This window comes from Paenibacillus montanisoli (assembly GCF_003268025.1).
GTDB classification, from domain to species: domain Bacteria; phylum Bacillota; class Bacilli; order Paenibacillales; family Paenibacillaceae; genus Paenibacillus_Z; species Paenibacillus_Z montanisoli.
The window spans coordinates 389,503-409,935 of the sequence record NZ_QLUW01000006.1 but is presented as its reverse complement, the minus strand read 5'-3'; the positions used below and the strand labels follow the sequence as shown (position 1 = coordinate 409,935).

At 55.7% G+C, this 20,433-nt stretch carries 12 protein-coding genes; all 12 read right to left on the bottom strand.

The window, feature by feature from the left end; genetic code table 11:
• A complete protein-coding gene (locus DL346_RS26585; RefSeq protein ID WP_112885407.1) occupies positions 1-1,272 on the bottom strand; it encodes an ABC transporter substrate-binding protein in 1,272 nt (423 codons plus the stop codon).
• Positions 1,273-1,436: 164 nt separating this feature from the next.
• The gene (gene icmF, locus DL346_RS26580) at positions 1,437-4,706 is read right to left on the bottom strand and encodes a fused isobutyryl-CoA mutase/GTPase IcmF (protein WP_112885406.1); all 3,270 of its coding nucleotides are present in this window, start codon (positions 4,704-4,706) and stop codon (positions 1,437-1,439) included.
• A gap of 94 nt (positions 4,707-4,800) precedes the next feature.
• Positions 4,801-6,552 (bottom strand): DUF5107 domain-containing protein, encoded by a 1,752-nt coding sequence (locus tag DL346_RS26575; RefSeq protein WP_112885405.1) that lies wholly within the window; start codon positions 6,550-6,552, stop codon positions 4,801-4,803.
• The gene (locus tag DL346_RS26570; protein ID WP_112885404.1) at positions 6,546-8,225 is read right to left on the bottom strand and encodes a DUF4091 domain-containing protein; all 1,680 of its coding nucleotides are present in this window, start codon (positions 8,223-8,225) and stop codon (positions 6,546-6,548) included. Before DL346_RS26570 ends, DL346_RS26575 begins: the two co-directional genes overlap by 7 nt.
• A gap of 3 nt (positions 8,226-8,228) precedes the next feature.
• Positions 8,229-9,812: a DUF4091 domain-containing protein gene (locus DL346_RS26565; protein ID WP_112885403.1), complete on the bottom strand. Its 1,584-nt coding sequence runs from the start codon at positions 9,810-9,812 to the stop codon at positions 8,229-8,231.
• A 26-nt stretch (positions 9,813-9,838) separates the two neighbouring features.
• On the bottom strand, positions 9,839-11,830 hold the full coding sequence (locus DL346_RS26560; RefSeq protein ID WP_112885402.1) for a glycoside hydrolase family 2 protein: 1,992 nt from the start codon (positions 11,828-11,830) through the stop codon (positions 9,839-9,841).
• Positions 11,831-11,851: 21 nt separating this feature from the next.
• Positions 11,852-12,643 (bottom strand): glycoside hydrolase family 16 protein, encoded by a 792-nt coding sequence (locus DL346_RS26555; protein ID WP_112885401.1) that lies wholly within the window; start codon positions 12,641-12,643, stop codon positions 11,852-11,854.
• A gap of 814 nt (positions 12,644-13,457) precedes the next feature.
• Positions 13,458-14,390 carry a carbohydrate ABC transporter permease gene (locus tag DL346_RS26550; protein ID WP_112885400.1) on the bottom strand — a complete coding sequence of 311 codons (933 nt, stop codon included), beginning with the start codon at positions 14,388-14,390 and terminating at the stop codon, positions 13,458-13,460.
• A 13-nt stretch (positions 14,391-14,403) separates the two neighbouring features.
• Positions 14,404-15,264 (bottom strand): carbohydrate ABC transporter permease, encoded by an 861-nt coding sequence (locus tag DL346_RS26545; protein WP_112885399.1) that lies wholly within the window; start codon positions 15,262-15,264, stop codon positions 14,404-14,406.
• Positions 15,264-17,528 (bottom strand): DUF5696 domain-containing protein, encoded by a 2,265-nt coding sequence (locus DL346_RS26540; protein ID WP_112885398.1) that lies wholly within the window; start codon positions 17,526-17,528, stop codon positions 15,264-15,266. The genes DL346_RS26545 and DL346_RS26540 overlap by 1 nt, the downstream gene beginning before the upstream one ends.
• Positions 17,515-19,542: a YIP1 family protein gene (locus DL346_RS26535; RefSeq protein ID WP_112885397.1), complete on the bottom strand. Its 2,028-nt coding sequence runs from the start codon at positions 19,540-19,542 to the stop codon at positions 17,515-17,517. The genes DL346_RS26540 and DL346_RS26535 overlap by 14 nt, the downstream gene beginning before the upstream one ends.
• A gap of 14 nt (positions 19,543-19,556) precedes the next feature.
• Positions 19,557-20,429, bottom strand: coding sequence for a carbohydrate ABC transporter permease (locus DL346_RS26530; RefSeq protein WP_112885396.1), 873 nt, complete (start codon positions 20,427-20,429; stop codon positions 19,557-19,559).
• Between the last annotated feature and the right edge of the window lie 4 nt (positions 20,430-20,433).

Sequence of the window (20,433 nt, the reverse complement as noted above, 5' to 3'; positions counted from 1 at the left end):
TTAGTCCACCGTCAGCAGCCATTTATTGATCGTTTCGATCGCTTGAGGCGCGCGGATGCCCGGGTTAGCCGCGAACAGGTCGGACGGCAGCACCTCAAACTTATCGTTCTTTACAGCCGATAGGCTCTTCCATGCCGGATTCGTCTCGAATTGCTTCTTGAAGCTTGCTTTCACCTCCGCCGCGTCGCCGTGCGTAATGAAGAGAATAAGGTCCGGATCGGCGGCAACGACCCGCTCCAAGCTCAGCTCCGCATACTGCGGCATGCCGTCCATTCCTTTGAACGAGGCTGCAACGTTCGTGCCGCCCGCAAGTTCAAGGAAGTTGCCCGGATAGCTATTAGGAAGCGCAATGACGAAGCTGCCCGGCGCGCCGTAGACGATCAGCGTCTTCGGCTTCGAAGCCGGCTTCTTCAAATCGTCGACCTGGTTGTTCATCTCTTTAATGATTTGCGCCGCTTTCGATTCTTGGCCGAGGATACGGCCATACAGACGGATCGACGCTTGGATTTCCTTAAACGAGTTATGCGAGTTGAACATGACCTGCGCGCCTAGTTTCTCGATCGTTGCCTGCTGCGTCTTGAGCGCAGGGCTGGCGATAACCAGATCCGGCTTCAGCGTCGCCAGTTTCTCGAAATTAATGCCGTGCGAGCTGCCGACCTCAGGCACCGATGCCGCAGAAGGCGGGTAAACTTTGCCGATTGCGGTCGAGCGGCCGACTACCGTACCGCCGAGCGCGTAAACGATTTCCGTGTCGGAGGAAGAAAGCGTCACGATGCGGCTAGGCTTCTTCTTCAGCGTGAAGGCTCCCGTGCTGGTCGTCACAGTCATCGTGCTATTGATTGAAACTGTGGCGAAGCTCTTGCTATAGGTAACCCATTTGCCGAAAGCCTCGGAGAGGAGTCGAAGCGGCACGTACGTTTTGCCTCCGGAAATGAGCGGGGCGGTATCCAGTGATTTGTATGCGCCGTTTATGTATGCGGATGTCGAGCCTATCGTCAGCTTCACGGTGACGCCGTCTTGAACGGCCGAAACCGACTTCGTGCCGGCATTCCAAGTCGCTTTGCCGCCAAGCGCTTTAACGAGACTGCTGTAAGGCACGAGCGTTCTGCCGTTGATCACTTTCGGAGCGGCATCTAGCGGCAACGACTTCCCGTCCAGCTTAACGCTAATCGATGAACCTGATGCTTGCGCGGCTTGACCTGCGCCTGCCGTTAGCGGAGCGAGCAGCACCGCCGCAGCTAAGATGGAACGCGATAAAACTTTCGAAAACACAAAACCAGCCCCTTAAATAATAATGAGAATCAATATCAATTAGCCTTATATTAATCGATAATGATTCTCATTGTCAATGATAAAATGTAAAAATAGGAAATCGCGCCTTGCCTAAAATAAGAAGGTAGAGTCTCCAGCGACAGCTGAAGCTCTACCCCTTTCTTCTAAATATTGCGCCGGTACTGGCCGCCGACCTCGTAAAGCGCATGAGTGATCTGACCGAGACTGGCCGCTTTGACCGTCTCCATGAGCTCCTCGAACAGATTGCCGCCGCCTACCGCGGCCTCCTTCAGCCGGCGAAGCGCTTCGGGCGCCGCATCCATATGGCGCTCCTGAAAGCGAAGCAAGCCCGCAATCTGCTGTTCCTTCTCCTCCACCGTAGCCCGCGCGACCGTCAGCTCGGCCGCGAGCTCCTTCTGCTGCGGATTCAGAAACGTATTGACGCCGATAATCGGCAGCTCCCCGCTGTGCTTCTTCATTTCGTACAGCATCGACTCGTCTTGAATTTTGCCGCGCTGATACTGGGACTCCATCGCCCCTAGCACGCCGCCGCGCACATGCAGCCGCTCGAATTCCAGCAGCACTGCCTCCTCTACCAGATCCGTCAGCTGCTCGATCAGATACGAGCCTTGCAGCACATTTTCGCACCGCATCAGTCCCAGCTCGTTATTAATGATCAGCTGAATCGCCATCGCCCGGCGGACGGCCTCCTCGGACGGCGTCGTAACGGCTTCGTCGTAGGAATTGGTGTGCAGGGAATTGCAATTGTCCAGAATCGCCATGAGCGCTTGAAGCGTGGTGCGGATATCGTTGAAGTCGACCTCCTGGGCATGCAGCGATCTGCCCGAAGTTTGAATATGGTACTTGAGCTTTTGGCTTCGCTCGTCGGCGCCGTATTTATCCCTCATCACCACCGCCCATATGCGCCTCGCCACTCTGCCGATGACCGAGTATTCGGCGTCCAGCCCGTTGCTGAAGAAGAAGGACAGGTTCGGTGCGACCGCGTTAATCGGCATCCCCCGGCTGAGATAGTACTCCACGTACGTGAAGCCATTGGCGAGCGTGAACGCCAGCTGCGTAATCGGATTTGCCCCCGCTTCGGCAATATGGTAGCCGGAGATGGAGACTGAGTAGTAGTTACGCACCTCATGCTCGATAAAATACTGCTGAATGTCTCCCATCATACGCAGCGCGAACGGCATAGAGAACAAGCAGGTGTTCTGGCCTTGGTCTTCCTTCAAAATATCCGCCTGAACCGTACCGCGAACGGTGCGGAGCGTGTGCTCCTTGACCTCAAACGCCTCTTCGGCGGTTAATGGGCGGCCGAGCTTGGCGGCGGCGGCTTCAAGCTCCTGCTCGATTGCCGTATTCAGAAACATGGCGAGGATGATCGGAGCCGGCCCGTTGATCGTCATGGAAACGGAAGTGGCCGGATGGCACAGGTCAAAGCCGGCATACAGCTTGCGCATGTCCTCAATCGTGCAGACGCTGACGCCGCTTTCCCCGATTTTGCCGTAAATGTCAGGCCGGTAGGCGGGATCCTCCCCGTACAGCGTGACGGAATCGAATGCGGTGCTGAGCCGCTTCGCCTTCTCGCCTTTGGAGAGATAGTGGAACCGCCGGTTCGTCCTCTCCGGCGTTCCTTCGCCCGCGAACTGCCGCTTCGGATCCTCCTCCTTGCGCTTGAACGGAAATACGCCGGCTGTATAAGGGAATTCGCCAGGCCTGTTCTCGTGGTAGGACCATCGGATGCGCTCGCCCCAGTCCTCGTACGCAGGGAGCGCCACCCGAGGAATCGAAAGGCCGGATAACGTTGTCGAAAATAGCTCCGTCGTGATCCGCTTCCCTCGAATCGTCGTGGTGAACTCGGCTGCTTGGTAGGCTTCCACCATCGCCGGCCAACCCGCAAGCACCTTCTGCGACGTCTCGTTCAGCTTGCCGGCATGCGCATCGCGCAGCCGCTCCAGCGATGCGATCGCCGGCTCGTCGCCTGCGGCTTTCGCCGCCTCCAGCGCGCCTTCGATCCGGTAGCACATGCGGGCCGCCTCGGCTTGCTCCTTCGCGAGCCGCTTGTACTGCCGGACCGTCTGCGCGATTTCGCTCAAATAGCCGCTCCGCCCGTCCGGTATAATCGCACGCTTCGCTGTTTGCGCGGGATCGGCGTCATGGACCGGAAGCGACGGCCAGCCGCCAGCCGAGTTCCGCTCGTTCAGCTTGCGCATAATGGCCGCGAACAGCCGGTTCATGCCGCTGTCATTGAATTGGCTCGCATTGGTGCCGTACACCGGCATGTCCTGCCAATTCCGGTCGAACTGCTGCCGGCTTCGCTGGACCTGCTTCTTCACTTCCCGCATCGCATCCTCGGAGCCGCGCCGGTCGAATTTGTTGATGACGATCAGGTCGCCGTAATCGATCATCTCGATCTTCTCGAGCTGGCTCGGCGCGCCGTATTCGCTCGTCATGACATAGACGGGAACATCTGCCACCGCTGCGATTTGATTATCGGCCTGGCCAATGCCGCTCGTCTCCACGACGATGAGATCGAAGCCTGCCGCCTTAGCCGTCACGATCGCATCCTTGATGGCGGCGGACAGCTCGTTTCGCGATCCCCGCGTGGCGAAGCTCCGCATATAGACGCGGTCCGCGTATACGGCATTCATGCGAATGCGGTCGCCGAGGAGCGCGCCGCCGGTTTTTTGCTTCGTCGGATCGACCGACAGCACCGCGATTCGTTTGTCCGGGCAATGCTGCAGGAAGCGGTGGACGAACTCGTCGGTGAGCGAGCTTTTTCCCGCTCCTCCCGTCCCTGTAATGCCCAGTACCGGAGCGGCTCCCGCAAGCTTGCCGATCTCCTCGAATACCTTGGCAAGCCGCCCGGCTTCCTCCGCATCAGCCGCCTCTACCCGCTTCTCCGCCATCGTCATGAAGCCGGCCGTCATCCGGTCGTTTCCGGCTGCCAGCAGCTCGGGCTTATCGCCGAAGCCGGCCACCGTCGAATAATCGCACGCTTCCAGCATGCAATTGATCATGCCCTGCAGCCCGAGGCGCCTGCCATCCTCGGGCGAGAAAATGCGCGAAACGCCGTAACGGTGCAGCTCCTCGGCCTCCGAAGGCAGAATGACCCCGCCTCCGCCGCCGAAAATCCGGATATGGCCGGCACCCCGCTCCCGGAGCTGATCCACCATGTATTTAAAGAATGCCACATGCCCGCCTTGATACGACGAGACCGCGATTCCCTGCACATCCTCCTGGATCGCCGCCTTGACAATCTCGCCGACCGACCGGTTATGGCCCAAATGGATAACCTCCGCGCCGCTTGCCTGCAAAATTCTGCGCATAATCGTAATCGATGCGTCATGACCGTCAAACAATGCGGATGCCGTAACGAAACGAACCCGATGAACCGGCACATACCGACTGACCTCTTCGTTCATACCGATCGCCTCCGAATGGTACCGTTGTCTGTTATCTCTATGCCCTTATAACCAAAAAAAGCCCCCCTTCGGCAGTTGAAGGGGAGCTCAATCTCTATTTCTCCGGCGTATCCGAGACGCGGTAAGCGCCGTAAACGGCGAGATCATCCTCGCCTAGTTGCACGGGAACGTCGACGTCCGGTTGGCCGAGCGCTTCGTGGATTCGCATCCACAGCATGGTGCGCTCGTAGCGTTGATGGATATTGCCGAACCGGTGCTCGGACAGGAGCGCTTTGGCCTCCTGCAGCTCGCCGCGATCAAACAGAAGCACGGCTTTGCGTTCGATCAGCCCGTCGTCCTGCAGGGAATCCACCTGCTCGAACCAACCTTCGCGCTCCTCAACCGTTGAACGCCCGATGCCCTCGAGCGTCATATCCCGTTCGATGAACAGCTGCGGGTGCAGCTGCCATGCGGCGGAATCGATGCTGTCGTATGCGGCTCTCGACGCTTCATAATCCTGCTTGACGACGCGCAGCAGCCTTCCAAGCAGCGCGTAAGCGCAGTCCAGCTTCACCGTCTGCAGCAGCTGAATCGCTTCGTCCATCTGCCCCAAGCCGGCCAGCCATACCGCCTGGTAATACGTCCAAAGCGGCGAATTGGCAGCCTCGGCAGCCTCCTGCGCCGCCCACTGCAGCGCATTGCCGAGCTGCTCCATGCCTGACGGCGGCCAGCAGTTGCTTTCGGGTTCCGGAGAAGCGGGAAGCCGCGCAGGATCGGAGGCGCCATAGGCCGCCAGCAGCGACAGCCAAGGGGCCGTCACCGCTCGCTCCGCCCAATCGAACAGCGGCATGCGGCTGACGTCCACGAGCTGCGGAGCGGGAAGCTCAAGCTCCCGGATGTTCAGCGGCACGGTGCTCGGTATCCAGAACTCCGTATGCGTATGCCGTCCTCCTGGCTGCAGCTTCGTGTTATCCGCTTGCTCGAGCAGCGGTCCCGCCTGGATCTCGACATAGCTCTCCTTGCGGTAAGCCGTCTGATGAGCCCAGCCCTCATGGCGGCCTAGGCCGTACAGCCACAGCTTAATGCCAGGCGTCTGCGCCGGGTCCGCGATGTGGTACAGTCCGCAGCCGAGGCTCGGCGTAAACATGCCGAACGCATGGACATCCGGCTTGCGCCAGAAGAAGCCCTGCATCCGGTCAAAATCCGCCAGCCGGTATTCGCGGCTGCCATCCCAAGCGATCTCTTCCAGCACGTCCGCATGCCGGAGCGCCGGGCCCGAAGGGAAATGGAATTCCGAATCCGGGCGCGCCGCAAGCGCGGCATTCGACCAGGACATCCACGCATGCGCTTGCGAGGTCGGATTCACGAAGGTAGCCCGCTGCGTCAAGAACCGGTCCTGCTCGCCCAGCGAGTATTCCACCGTCCAGTGCATGCCATAGCGCACTTCACGCTCGCCGCACCAGATGTACAGCCGATCGCCGATTTGCTCGGCCATGGCATGCACGGCTTCGATTTGCACAGGCGTATGCGCAATAGGGAAGCTGACCTCGATCCCGCCGCTAATAAACGCCATACGCGGCAGGATGCGAACCGGGCGCACCGAACCGGCGTCGAACAGCATGTTTTTGCCGCTCGCTTTGTCGGTTATGGCATGGATTTTGCCGCCCAAATCGGGACATACCGTAACCTTCAGCCACTCATTCTCGATGGCGATCATGCGCAGCTTGCGAATCACCGGCCGTTCGGCCGTCGAATAGAAGCTCGAATACGGGTAAATACCCTCGTCATCGCATACGGTAGGCACAGGCCCGCTTGGCTGCACCTCATGTACGAGCATAGGCTCCTTCCACTCGGAAAGGATTAACATACGGTTTCCCCCTGTAAGCACGCATGGATCCTGCGGTTGACGCGTTCACGCATGCCGGTTATCCAATCGCTGCCCTTCTCGTAATTCCTGAAGGTAACGGGCTCTACCATGCCTTCCTCAAGCAGCGCAACTGTCGCTTCCTTCCCGATGTAACCCTCGAGCAGCTGAAGCGCGCGGATATCCTGAAGCGCCTCCCGCAGCACCTCCAGCCGGATGGACGTAATCGGTCCGGACTCGCCCGGATATACCAGGAACGCATCTCCCGACGGGAAGGCATGATCGGCATCCGTTACCGTAAACGGATCGATCGCCCTGCGCGAACGCTGCGAATACCAGTGGTTATAGCCCCAGTGCAGGAAACCTTGCATATCGTATTTATACATTTGAACGCCGATGATCCGGTTACGGGCCGACGGCATGTTAAAGAAACGGTTCGATTCGCCGTGCTTATACTCGCAGCAGCAATAGTACGCCCAGAGCGGATCGGCCTTGCCGGCGATGTAATGGTGAATATGCTCGATCGATACGACAGGGTGCGTCAGCAGTCCCTTCTCGTAGAACGCAAATTCCGAAAGCGCGTCGATGATCGGGAATTCGCTTCCTTCGAACAGCGAGCGGACCAGCGTGCTTGCGCTCGTATACGACTCCAAATCATGCAGCGACGGCTCGTCCGACAAATGGAAGAAGCAGCTTTGCTCAAGCCCGTGCTGCCTGATGAACTGCATCAGCTCCGGCATAAACTGCGTCAGGAAGCTGCGGTATTCGTCTCCCGCCGCATCGGTCTCCCATCCGAAAATTTGCTCTTCTACCCCGTTCTCGACAGCCATGATCTTCGGCGCATGTCTCGCCCCCCACTGCGTAAACAGATGGGAAAACTCGAAGCGCTCGATGCCGTTTCGGCGGCAAAGCTCCACCCATCGCGCAAGACGCGAGAAGTCGAACGCATATCGGCCATCGTTGCGCTCTACGCCGACCATTTGCACAGTCGGGCGGTATTTGCCGTAATCCAGCTCAAGCGGCGGCGAGAAAAGCGGCGTCAAGATCAGATTCATGCCGTATTCGGCATAATGGTCGACGTAGGTTTCGACGATGCGCCAATGCTCCTCCGAGAAGATGTCCACGCCGTACTGCGTCGCGAGACAATCCAGATAGAACCATTCCGTGTGAAGCAGCTTCTGCTCCGGCAACGCGGCGCCGATCACGTCCAACCGGAACGTCGCTTCCCCTAGCAGAGTGCCGGATTCCTCCGCAAATCGGATGACGATCGGATGAACGCCTGCAGCAGTGTCCGCTTGCAGCTTAACCGTCACCCACACCGAGCGCCACTGCTCCGGAAGCGCGTGCACGGTACCGCCGTCCAGCAGAGGGTACAGCGGGTCAGGGTACAAACCCGGCGTCGTCCGCAGCAAATAATCGTCGTAATCGTTATAATTCGTCAGCTCGGAAGGCGCCAGTCCAACGCTGCGGATGGAAATGGCTTCACCGAGATCCGATTCGGCGGTTACCCGGATATTTTTCATCAAATAAGCGGCGCGGCAGGCCACCTGGAAGGAATAATACTCGCCTAGCAGAGCCGTTCCTTCCTCGAACGAAGGCTCGCGAAGCTCCTCATCCGCGAATACTTTCACGAGCGAATGAAGGCATCTGATATCGAATTTAGCAGACTGCGTCATGGTTTATACCTCCTCCGAAAGCGCCGCGAGAAGCTTGCGATGAACCTGCCCGAAGTGCGCCGGATCCTCGTTTGCTTCATTAAAGCTCATCAAACAGCTGTCCGTCAGTTCGTCTGCCAGCGCCTTATCTTTCGCGGCCAGCTGCTTCAGAAGCTCGTAATCTTCGATGCCGGCGCGCATCGCTTCCAGCCGTACGCTGCCAAGCGGGCCGTTCGGACCCGGGAACGTGATATGCGTATCCCCTGGCGGGAAGAAGAGATCGGTCTGCTCGTACGGATCTTTGTCGTCGTCGCAGTGGTTGAGACCCCAGTGCAGGAAGCCTTCCAGATCGTACTTATAGTTGCCCCAGTGCAAATACCTCGTCCGCAGCAAAGGCATGTCCCATAACCGGTTCATCGATTTGCCGCCCGGGAAGCAGCATGTGTAGAACCAGAGCTTATCGCCAAGCGAACGCAGCTTTTCGAACTTCTCCTGGTGCTCCAGATAGTACACGTTCTTTGGAACGAGAATATCGACCGCGCCCGACAGGTCATGGGTTTCGACCGCTTCAAGCAGCGGAATGCCGGGCATGAACTTGCGCACGATGCCGGAGAGAATGCGGTACTCCTCTACGCTTTCTCCGATCGGCTCGTCGGCTACGTGCTGCACGAGCACGTCCAGCCAGCCGTTCTGCTCCAGGAAGCTCCGCCACGCAGGCAGAAACTGCGAGAGATACGCGTAGCCCTCGGTCGAAATCGCCTTCAGCGCGTCGCCGCCGTTCCAAGTGTTCCAAATGAAGAACTCCGAGCCCCAGAAGTCTTTACGTCCGGCAACGAGTCCGCCTTCGATATGGGTGAAGCCCAGGCTGAAGTACAGCCGGATCAGACGCTCCGCGCGCTCAAAATTAAATTCATACCGGTCTTCGCCCGCCAGGCTGATTTGAATGGCGTCCATCGGCACCCAGAAATGGGTTTGCCGCGCGCGGCGCATCAGCTTGCCGTATTTCTCGATCATCTCCCAATGTCCTTCGGACCAAAGCTCGACGCCATAGCGCTTCGCCATGTTCGGCAGGCTGAACCAGTTTGTGATCGCGAGCGTTTCTTTAGCAGGCACAACTGCGGAGAACAGCTCCAGCTTAACCGGGATGCGGCAGCTTTGTTCGCCGATGGTAACGGCCAGGACGCCGGAATAGCGGCCCGGCTTGGCATCTTCAGCAATCCTCCAGCAAACGTAGAGCGCTTCAGTAGCGGCGCGGGTGATCACATCCGGGGCAAGCGGCCGCATCGCTTCATAGACACGGAAAGGCGCCGGTCTCGTCGTGTATCCCTCGGCTGACTCGCCTTCGGCGACGCAGTGGTTGACCGGACCTGTATTTTTTTCAACGAAAATATCAATTAAGCGATAAACTTCAGGCTGCAGAGCGAAGCCGCTGCCATCCGCTTCAATAAACTCGCAATGAATCGGAGCCTCAACCGGCGTGTTGAACAGCAATTGACATGCCGCATAGCTGCCTCTTGCGGAAGACAGCCGAATTTCCTTGCCCTCTCTGCCTGAAACGACGCTGTCCGGATAAATCCATTCGTTCATCGAAAATACTTGATAGTCCATGCTCGCGAACCCCCTGCATTCTGTTCTTATTTGACGAAGCCGCCTTCATGCTCCGTGAATGATTTGTAATCCTGCTTAACCAGCTCGCCGACCGGCTTGATCGTCTTGCGGTCCATTTCATAAATGCCGAACGTGTCGATCCAATTGTTGTGGTTCACGTACCAGTCATACATGATCCAATAGTCGATCCCCGCCACAAAGCCGTCTTCATTGCGCGTACCGTCAGGCCGGATTACGGCGTGCTCCATAAGCGCTCTAATCGTTTCTTTGTACGTCTCGATCTGCGTATCCGACACCACGTTCTTCTCGCCCGACCAGTGACCGTACTCGGTATTGACGATCGGTTTGTCCGGCCACAGCCGGCGGGCGTCCGCCAGAAATTGTTTCGTGCCTTCATAGTACGTGCCGCCATGGAAAATACCGAAGTACATCGTCCAGCTCGCCACGTCGAGCGGCTCCATCGAAGGGTCATGCGCGCCCGGCTGATCCGCCGCCGCGCTTTGCGTCGTCAGCCGTCCGTCCGGATAGCGTGTCTTCAGATCATGGACGAGCCGTTTATTGTAAACCGTGCGGAGCTCCACCTCGATCGACTCGTTCTGCGTGCTCCACATGATCACCGACGGGCGGTTGTACTGGGAGAACACCATTTCCCGCCACATCTGGTCGCTTAGCCGCTTCTCCTCCTGCACCTCGAAATGCGACCGGGTAAACTGCCAGAGCGGGATTTCGCTCGCGGTCACAAGGCCCAGCCGGTCAAGGAGCATCCCCGTATACACATGATTCGGATAGTGCGCCGTGCGGACATAATTCACATGCATCTCATCGCGCATTTGCTGCAAATCCGCGCGGATGCGGTCCCACGTCGCGGAACGGCCGGTGTCCGGCCACTCCTCGTGCCTTGCGATGCCGGCCAGGAAGACCGGACGGCCGTTCAGCAGGATGTCCGCGCCTTCCGTACCCACGGTGCGAATCCCGAACTGAGAATGGAAACGGTCCGTTGATGTGCCTTGAACGCCGCTCAGCGTAAATTCCGCCACGTACAGGTTCGGCTGCCAGAACGCCCACAGTTTCACGTCCTTCACCTTGACACGGAACTCGACGGCCTTCGTTTCATTAGCCTTCAGCTTCACAGACGCAGCCAGCTCGCCCTCCCATGCAGCGGAAGCTCCTTTGATCTGCGAGGCATACGGCGAGTTAAGGAACGCCTCCGATGCTTGGTCGGCCTCGAAGAGCGCACCTTGCAGGCTGACCTCGACCGGCAAAGCGGAGCGGTTTTCCACGACTGCGGTAAATCGTACATCCCCTTCCGCATTTAGAGGCACAACGTCCACCCTTGCGATGTGGCAAGGGGCGCTGCCGGTCAAATAAAGGTCGTGAATGATGCCGGTATAGTTGAAAAAGTCCGTTCCCGCCGTAGCCGGAATAATATCGTCGCGGCTGCCCCACGGCGGATTATCGACGCGGATGACCAGGGTATTCATGCCCCCGTACCGGGCAAACGCGGACAAATCCAACGCAAAAGGCGTATATCCGCCCTCATGGTAGCCGATCCAAACGCCGTTCAGCCACACATCGGCGACATAGCTGATGGCCAGCGCATGCAAAGTGATCGTTTTGCCCGTCCATTCGCGGCCGAGCTCAAACGTGCGGCGGTAATAGACGCCGTTCTCGTAGGTCTCGCTGGAGTTTGCCTCTGGAACGCCTTTCAGCTCATTCTCCGGACGCGGCAGTTGGATGGTCTGCCAAGCGGAATCGTCGTAATTGATTTCCGTGCGTCCGCCCGCTTCCTCGGCAGCTTGCACGAACCAGCGTTCGTCCCGCGCGGCCATGGAGAAGTCGTGGTCAGCGTCGAAGCGCTGTTTGCGCCAGATGCCGCCCAGATCCAGCTTTAGCCGTTCTTGCGGGTCAAAAGACGGAACCGGGATGCCGTTCTGGAACGGAATGTGGATGCCTTCTTCGGTCTGCTGCAGCGATAGCGTCGCGCGAATACCGGTATATGGTCGGATTTGCTCGATCATGTTGTCGTGTCCTCCCCGCTTCTAGATGGCCGGTCCGTAGACGCCGTCTTCCGGTTGATAAATTCGAATATAGTCAACTTCCAGCGTTTGCGGGAATACGGTCGTTTCGTCCGGATAGCCGGGCCAGTTGCCGCCAACAGCAAGGTTCAGCATCAAGTAGAACGGCTTGTTGAACGGAGCAGGGAACGGCTCTTTCTCCGCGGTCTCCGATTCGCGCGTGTACCATTCGCTGCTCTTGTAATAGAGCTCGCCGTCTATGTACCAGCGAATTTGCGTAGGGGTCCAATCCACCGTGAACGTGTGGAAGCCATCGGCGAAAATGCCGTTTTCCAGCACGTAGCAGTCGCCTTTGTAATAATGCGGGTTGCCCATATGGAGCGTACCGTGCACCTTGTTCGGCTCATGGCCGCACATTTCCATAAGGTCGATCTCGCCCGCGCTCGGCCAATCGCCGTGCACCTGCAGGTCCGTCGACATCATCCAGAACGCCGGCCAAATGCCTTGTCCATAAGGCAGCTTCGCGCGAATTTCGAACCGTCCGTACAGCCAGTCCACCTTATTGCGCGTAACCAGCTTTGCCGATGTGTACGGACTTCCCTCGTATTCTTCCTTGATCGCTTTGATGATCAGTTTGGAATCCTCGATATAGGCGTTTCTCGGCTCTCTCGTGTAGTACTGCAGCTCGTTATTGCCCCAGCCGTGGCCGTCGATATCGTAATCCCAGCGGGTCAAGTCGATTTCCGGCCCGTCAAACTCTTCGTTCCATACGAGTTTCCATCCATTGTCCGATACATTGAAATTGTTCTGCGTCATCTATGCGATTCCTCCATCGTCATTGAATTGTACACTTGAACTTCACATCTTTATTAGGGCTGGCAGCGAGGCTGCGCGAGCTAACGAACCTAATCGTGCTTATTTACTCGAAAATTGCGATTCCGTTGATCTAACGAACTCCGGTGACCTTATTTCGTCGGTTGGAGGCGGTTTCGTGCAATTTGACCCACAATAACGCTGCTGGGGTTCGTTAGCTCCCCAAATGGCCGCATTCTGCCAAATAAGCACGATTGAGTTCGTTAAAGTTCAAGCGATGCCGCCAGTCACCAAAACTGACGGAAAACCAACTAATTTAGTTTCAGAAAAGTAACTGTTGCCTCGCATTAGCTGTCATCCTACGAAATCTCGGTAAGAGCGGTATCCGGTACTACTCTTTAGCGGTAATCCGTCAAAATCACAGCAAAAGTGATACCAGGTATCACTCTTCGACAAAAATTCGCCGAAATCTCGGCCAAAGTGTTACCTGGTACTACAATTGGACAGAAATCTGTCGAAAACTCGGCAAGAGTCGTATCTAACACGCGCCCAGCGAGAATCCGCGACTAGCGGCCAAGTTGCGAGCCAAAGCAATCAGCGAGCACCATCTGCCCCTACAACAGCACCGCGAAAGAGAAGCGGTGCGCCCTTGTGACGGGGCGAGCGAAGCAGGGCGGAGTCGTTGTGGAGAAACGAAGTGGTCGCCTTTGTCATCCGGATTTCTACCACTAGAGAATATACAATTCGAAGAAATCCGGGGACAACAGCGATCGGAACAACGACCCCGCACGCGCAGCGCGCCCTCCCCGTCACAAAGCTATTCGCCCGTAATACCCGAGCGGTCGACACCCTCCACGAACCAGCGCTGCAGCACGAAGTACACGATGAGCAGCGGCGCGATCGTCAGCATCGTACCGGCCATCTTGATCGCTTCATTGAGCTGGCTTCCCGGCGTGCCCGCCGGGTAAAGCCGCGCATAGCTGTCGGTGAACCGCTGCAGCTCCAGCGGCAAAATGGTCAGTTGGTTGCCGAAGTAGAGCGCGGCCAAGCCCGACTCGTTCCAATACCACACGAACGAGAACAGAAACACGATAATGAATGCCGGACCGGCCGTAGGAACGGCAATCCGGTAAAACATTTTCACATACCCCGCGCCGTCGATTTGAGCCGCTTCTTCCAGCACGATAGGCAGCTTTTTGAAAAATTGATAGAAGATCATAATAAACAGCGCGCCCTTCAGGCCTTGACCGAAAAGAGCCGGATAAATATACGTCTGCAGCGTTCCGAGCAGGTTGTAATCCTTAAACAGCAAATAAGTCGGGATCATCGTCACCTGCGGCGGAATGATGAACGTCGCGAGCATGAGCGCAAACCACATCCGTTTTAGCGGAAAATCGAATCGCGCGAAGCCATAGCCGATGATCGAAGACATGACCATCTGTACAACGGCAGGGACGCCTGCCACCATAATGGTCTGAAGCAGCGTTTCCTGGAATTTCAGTACGTTGAGCGCCTTCTTATAGTTGTCGATATAGAGCTCCGAAGGAATCCACTTGACCATGGAATTGACCAGATCGTCCAGGCTCATGAAGCTGTTCACAAACATAAACAGGAGCGGGTACAAATAAATGAACCCGATTCCGATGAGCAGCGAATAGACAACCAGCTTAAAAATAAATCCGTCATTCTCGCCGACACCGAGCAGCAGCTTGCGGGTACGGCTCAGCAGAGCGCCGATGCTTCGATTCACTCTCTGTCCCCTCCTAACTATTCCTCGAGTTCAGCACCGCTGTCCAAATGGCCAATACAATCGCGATCATGACAAAATAAATCCACGCGATGGCCGTCGCATAGCCGAAGCCGGTCAGCGTATCGAACATGCTTTTGCTGATCATCACGATAATTTCATTCAGCGCAAACGTCGAAACGTAAACGATGGTGTACACGAAATTGACGACGACGAGCGGCATCAGCATCGGCAGCGTCAGCTTCCAGAATGCCTCCCACGGCGAAGCGCCGTCGATTCTCGCCGCCTCGTACAGCGAAGAATCGACCTTCTGCAGCCCGGCCAGGAAAATCAGGATTTGCACGCCGGAGAACCAAAGCACCATGATGATTTGCTTAAACAAATACATGATCGGATCGGCAACCGCCGGAGTCAAGCTCTCCTTGACCAGCTCGAACATCGCATAGGACTCGATGTTCGGAATCGTGGTCACGCCCTGGCTGAGCAGTTCGTTAATGACGGGACCGCTCGTAATGATGACCGGCAGGAAGAAAATCGTACGGAACGTCCCGCGGAATTGAATCTTCTGATTGATCAGCATCGCGATAATGAGCGAGAACGTCACGATGATCGGCACGTTCATCGCCATATCTCTTAAATAACGCAGCAGCATCTCAACGAAATGAGGGTCGGTGTCGAACGCGTACTTGTAGTTGTCCCAGCCTACATAATCGGTTTTAATTCCGAGCGGCGTCACCTTTACTTTCTGAAAGCTTAAATAAAGGGCATAAATCATCGGACGCAGCGCGAACAGAAAGAACCCGATGATCCATGGTGCTATGAACGCCATGCCGACGAGCGCCTTTCGCCGTTTGTTCGTTAATCGGAAACTCGCCATTACCCTTTCACCTCAATTACCTTAAATCCAAGAGCCGGCACGGAGACGTCTTTGCCGTCATAGGCTTGGTCGTTATAGTTGACCACGATCGCTTTGCCGTTCGAGTATGTGACCTGCACGATGCCTTTGGCAAGCAAGCTGCGATCCTCGATCGTCGCATATTGCACCGGTCCGAGCGCTTCGTTCAGCATCTTGTAGGTGCTCACGATGTTCGCTTTCCAGCTGGCGAATTCAGATGCGTAGACGTCGCTGGAGTTGGTCAGCCTTAACCGGAATGGCGACTCGCTTGTCAAATAATACGACGGATAGGAAGCGGTCTCGATCATTTTGAGCAGCTTTTTTTGCGGATTCGCCATGAAATTGATCGGCTCGGCGTAATAGTTTTTGTACCCCTTCAGCACGATCTGCTCGAACGGCACCGTCTCGCTCGTATACGTATATTGGGAAGATTCCATCGGTACCCCGAACAGCTGGTCGGCATACGGAAGCATATAGTCGTTCGGGCGATACATCGCCATCGATGAGAGCTGCGGCTTCAGTTTGTCGAACAACGCATGATAGGTTGCCGCCGACTTGCTGCGGCTGGAAACGGCACCTTCCACCCGTTCGGAGAACAGCTCGTAAGGCGTAACGTCGACGGCCAAAGCTTCGATGCCGCTTGCTTTATAGTCGCTCGCATTTTCTTCGGCAACCTTTAGCGCATAGTTCGCAGACATGTAATACTTCGAAGGATAAACCGGTTTATCGGTCGACATCGAAAGCAGCTTTTTATCGATCTTCGTCGCGGCCTCGCTGCGAGGCTGGAACCTCTTGGACGTGTCATAAGCCGTTGTAAAATCGGAATAATAGTACAGCTTGCCGCCGGTCTTATCGATTTGCTCTTGCAGCTTGGCAAAATCGCTTGCGCTGCCGAGCACGGGTTCTAAGTCGACCGGCGAAGGATTCGTGCCCGACAAGCCGCCCTTGCTCCAGCCTTTAAAGACGACGGAGGTACGGCTCACCCCTTCTGCGGACAGCTGATCAAGCATCGACGAAAGCTGGTTCGCCGTCGTCATCGGCAGAATCGTATTGGCGAATAAGCCGCCTTCCGTCTCTGCGCCAAGCACATCCAGATGGAGCGGAATATTCGCTTCCCCGGCCGCGGCCGGCTTCGCCCCTAGCGCCCCTTGAGCGATCAAGCGGCCGCGATAGGTTCTCGCCATGCCGATATAGCTTGCATCCTCCCCTTCCAGGAAGGAGTAACGGGTCTGCATATCCTCTTGATTGCGCGTTTTCTCGAATACGACGATTCCGCCCATTGTGCGGCTCGTCGGCTGCAAGTACGATTCGCGAACGATAAACTGCGCCGTGGACCAGTTGTAAGGCGTGCTTACGCCATTCGGATAGCTGAGAATGCGCGCATTGTACTTGCCCTTCTCCACCATGCCGAGCACAGCATGCTGCTTCTCGCCATGCACAAGGCCAAACACGGGGAACTGGGCCCGATAAGCTTCCAGAAACCCGTCCTCGGGTATGACGGCGATGCGCTCGATATCGATTCCTTTATTGTCGCCGTAGATCTTCGCATCGTACGGCGTTTTGTACTTGCCCTTGTTGTCGGCGAACTTAATCAAAGCGCCCGAGCCGTCGGGTATAAACATATAGCCGTTTATATCCCCGCCCTTCGTCGCCCCTAGAAACGGGTAGACGATAATGGAGCCAAGCTTGAATTGATCGCCTTCCAGAATGCTCTTCTGCGGGATGTTGACGACGACCTGATCGCCTTCAAGCTTCACGGTCAAATCCAAGCCGATGCGCAAGTCATGGAACCGGATCGACGCTTGGAAGCCTTGCTCGATCGGAGTAACGTCGATCGTCTTGTTCTTTTGACTCGACAAGTCGGTGCGGATCGCATTGTTGTTTTCTTTATCGAAATAATCGATGGACAGGCCGGAATGGATGAAATTGAGCCATGTTTCGTTTGTCTCCGGGCTGGCGATGTCGGAGGACCAGACATAGCCCGATTGCTTATTCGTAACTTGGATGGCCAGCGTATCTTCCTTGAGTTTCAGAATAAGCCGATCGTTCTCCGCAACCTGCCGATAAGCGGACGATAGCTGCTGAGCCGCCGGCTTGTCCGAGAACGCGGCTTTCAGCTGTTCAGCGGACGCTACATCGTCTTTCTCCTTCGTGCTTCCTCCCATATAGATAAAGAAAAAAAATGCAACGCATGCGGCTGCCAGGCCATACGTTAATAAAATCTTGAGCCACTTATAGTTCCGCACGCGTAATCATCTCCTGTATGACAGAATCGGCGAAATCGTAAACCTGATGCAAGATGACATACACGATAAACAGCACCAGACTTAAGATCAGCATCGTAAACATCGTAATGAATAAGTTCCGGATCGTTCCCCGAATCGTATAGTCGTGCACTTCCTTCACCATCATGAAGAGCAGCACCGCGCACCATACGATAATGATCGTATTGGCGAAATCAAACAGAAACGCCTCGTTGACCGTCAGTACGTTGGAAACGATAACGACGATCGGATGGAAAATGAGATACGGCGCAAGCGCGTAAATCGTTCCTTGATAGACCTCCGAAAACTTGCCTTCCCCTTCGCTGATCGTACTGACGAGGTAGTTGGAGATTACCCATACGATAAGCGGCGCGAGCGCCGTCGTAAGATCCTTCACAAGATTGACGCCCAATGCTCCAAGCGGATTGAAAATAAAACCGGTATAGTAGAGCGTAAAAATGTACTCGACGATAAACAGAGCGTACAAAACCGTAGCCGAGAGATTGGACACTCTGCCTTCTTCTTTGAGTCCGTAGAGTCCGTCAAGCGGTCTCTTAATAAACCGGCCCGTAAACAGAAGTTCGCGTATCAACCTCACGCTCAGCACGCCGTTTCTTATACCGACAACCGCCGCGAATGCGCCCGTGCGGCGATGGACGCGTTTAAGCACGGACCAAAGCGCATAACAGCCGATCAAAATAAGAAGTACGCGAATCAAATTGGATTGCAGCCAAGCGTTGCGGACTTCCCAGTAGGCGTTGGAGTAGCCCGGAAGATTGAAGGCTTTTTTGTACTCATCCATCGCATCCGTATAGAGCTGCTGTTTCATGTAGGCGTTGCCTAATCCGATGTGAGCCAAATGGAAAAAGCTGTTGCGCTGCTCCACTTCGCGCCATGGCTGCTCGCTCTCGACATAGTAGCCGTCCTTATACAGATTCAGCGCGCTGTGCACAAGCGTTACGAATTCGGTCGGCTCGTACAGCTGGATCGCATTTCTTCCCTTGTCTGCGATATAGATGTAGCCTTTGGAATCGAGCGCGATGCCGGAACCGTTCAGAATTAAGCCGCTGCGGGATTTGCCGTCGTCCGGCGAGCCCGATTTAAACAGCAGATTACCTTCCGTATCGATTTCGTAAAATTGGCCTTTCTCGCTGATCAAAAATATATTCCCATCGTTCGCCACGAACATGTCGGTATACAGCGGATCGCGATAAATGCCGGGCCTCAGCATGTTGTAGCCCGAAATATTCAGCCGTTTGATCGATTCCTGCTCATCGCCCTGCGTCACCGTATAAATGAGCCCTTTCGCGTCAATCGAAATGTTGGTCGGCGAGTTAGGTACGATCTTAAACAGCTTCTCCAGCTGCTTCTCCGTGAAGAAGAAGCGCTGCAGCATCATTTTGGCGGACGGCTGGGTTTGATTCTGACCGAAAAATCCAACGAAGTCGCCTGACGGATTCATTTGAATAACGCCGTTCGTTGTCCCCTCGCTGACGATATACACATTTCCCCGCCTGTCGACGGTAACCTTCAGCGGCTTGAACGGCGTATTTTTGCCGTAGAGCGGCGAATCGGGTCGTACAAACTCTTGCTCCACCTTGCCGTCGCTGCCGAACTTGAGCACTTTTTCCAGACCGAAGTCCGCTACGAAAATGGTGCCCTTCTCGTCCACGAAGACGCCGGTCGGTTTCTGCAGAACATCTTCGCCGAACGAGCGGATCAGCGATCCGTCGCGGCTCATCACGACGATCCGCTTATTGTCCATATCCGCTACGTAAAGCGTATCCGTCTTGTCGATATAGATGTCGGACGGAGCCGCGAAATCCGTGTCCCCGGCCTTCTCGATTATGCCCGCAGGCTCGTAAGCATCCGGCGTCCGAAAGATGCCGGAATAAGTTTTATAAGTCGCTTCTGCAAATGCATAGCCTGGAATCAACGACAGGCACAACGCAACTGCAAAGATAAGCGTGGTTATGAATCGTAAACGCTGTCTCATGAGTGCCTCCCTGCCTATTTCAATCCTGAATGTGCCATCGTGTTCATCACTTTGCTTTGCAAGAAAATGAAAATAACCAAGTTCGGTATGAACATGATGAGCGACGCCGCAGCGGCCATCCCTTGACCGGCTACCGTATTGCCGGTCTGGCTCACCAAAGTGCCCATAAAGAACGTAACGGTTTTCAAGCTCTCGTCGTTCACGTAATAAGATGACGTCTCGATGTTGCCCCACACCGCCTGAAACGCCAATATCGCTACTGTAGCCAGAGCCGGCTTAATGACGGGCAAGATGACCTTGCGGAACACCAGAAACTCGCCCGCGCCGTCCATCACTGCCGCTTCCTTTAGCTCATCCGGCACTTGATCGATAAACTGCTTCATCAAGAACAAGCCGATCGGCATCGACAATAACGGCAAAATATGCGCCAAATACGTATTCATAAGGCCGCTTTCGTCCATGACGAGAAAGCGAGGAATTTGCACGGCAAGCGGCACGAACATAAGCGCGATCGTATTGATCTCGAACAAAGTCGCCCGCAGTTTGAACTTCATTTTGGACAAGGCATACGCCGCAATGGCGCTGATGAATACCGATAAGAACATAACGCTGACCGTCACGATCAAGCTATTGAACAAAAACCGGCTGAAGGGAATGCCCGAGTCTCCCGCAAACCTGATCAAATCCTCGAAGTTTTCGAATGTCGGCCGTCTCACCAGAAAACGGGGCGGAAATGCAAACAACTCGTTGATCGGTTTAAACGCATGAAAAATGATAAAGATGATCGGCAGCATCATTACGAATGCCAGAGGAACCAAGATCGCATAAAACTTCATTTGGCTCGGGTGAAATTTCGTCGGATTTATTTTCGTGCCTTGATAGGACATATGT

What these genes read in the sequence shown, in the direction of transcription:
- DL346_RS26570 (WP_112885404.1), bottom strand. Translation starts at nt 8,225, where the DNA reads ATGACGCAGTCTGCTAAATTCGATATCAGATGCCTTCATTCGCTCGTG.
- DL346_RS26530 (WP_112885396.1), bottom strand. Translation starts at nt 20,429, where the DNA reads ATGTCCTATCAAGGCACGAAAATAAATCCGACGAAATTTCACCCGAGC.
- DL346_RS26555 (WP_112885401.1), bottom strand. Translation starts at nt 12,643, where the DNA reads ATGACGCAGAACAATTTCAATGTATCGGACAATGGATGGAAACTCGTA.
- DL346_RS26565 (WP_112885403.1), bottom strand. Translation starts at nt 9,812, where the DNA reads ATGGACTATCAAGTATTTTCGATGAACGAATGGATTTATCCGGACAGC.
- icmF (WP_112885406.1), bottom strand. Translation starts at nt 4,706, where the DNA reads ATGAACGAAGAGGTCAGTCGGTATGTGCCGGTTCATCGGGTTCGTTTC.
- DL346_RS26575 (WP_112885405.1), bottom strand. Translation starts at nt 6,552, where the DNA reads ATGTTAATCCTTTCCGAGTGGAAGGAGCCTATGCTCGTACATGAGGTG.
- DL346_RS26545 (WP_112885399.1), bottom strand. Translation starts at nt 15,264, where the DNA reads ATGGCGAGTTTCCGATTAACGAACAAACGGCGAAAGGCGCTCGTCGGC.
- DL346_RS26535 (WP_112885397.1), bottom strand. Translation starts at nt 19,542, where the DNA reads ATGAGACAGCGTTTACGATTCATAACCACGCTTATCTTTGCAGTTGCG.
- DL346_RS26560 (WP_112885402.1), bottom strand. Translation starts at nt 11,830, where the DNA reads ATGATCGAGCAAATCCGACCATATACCGGTATTCGCGCGACGCTATCG.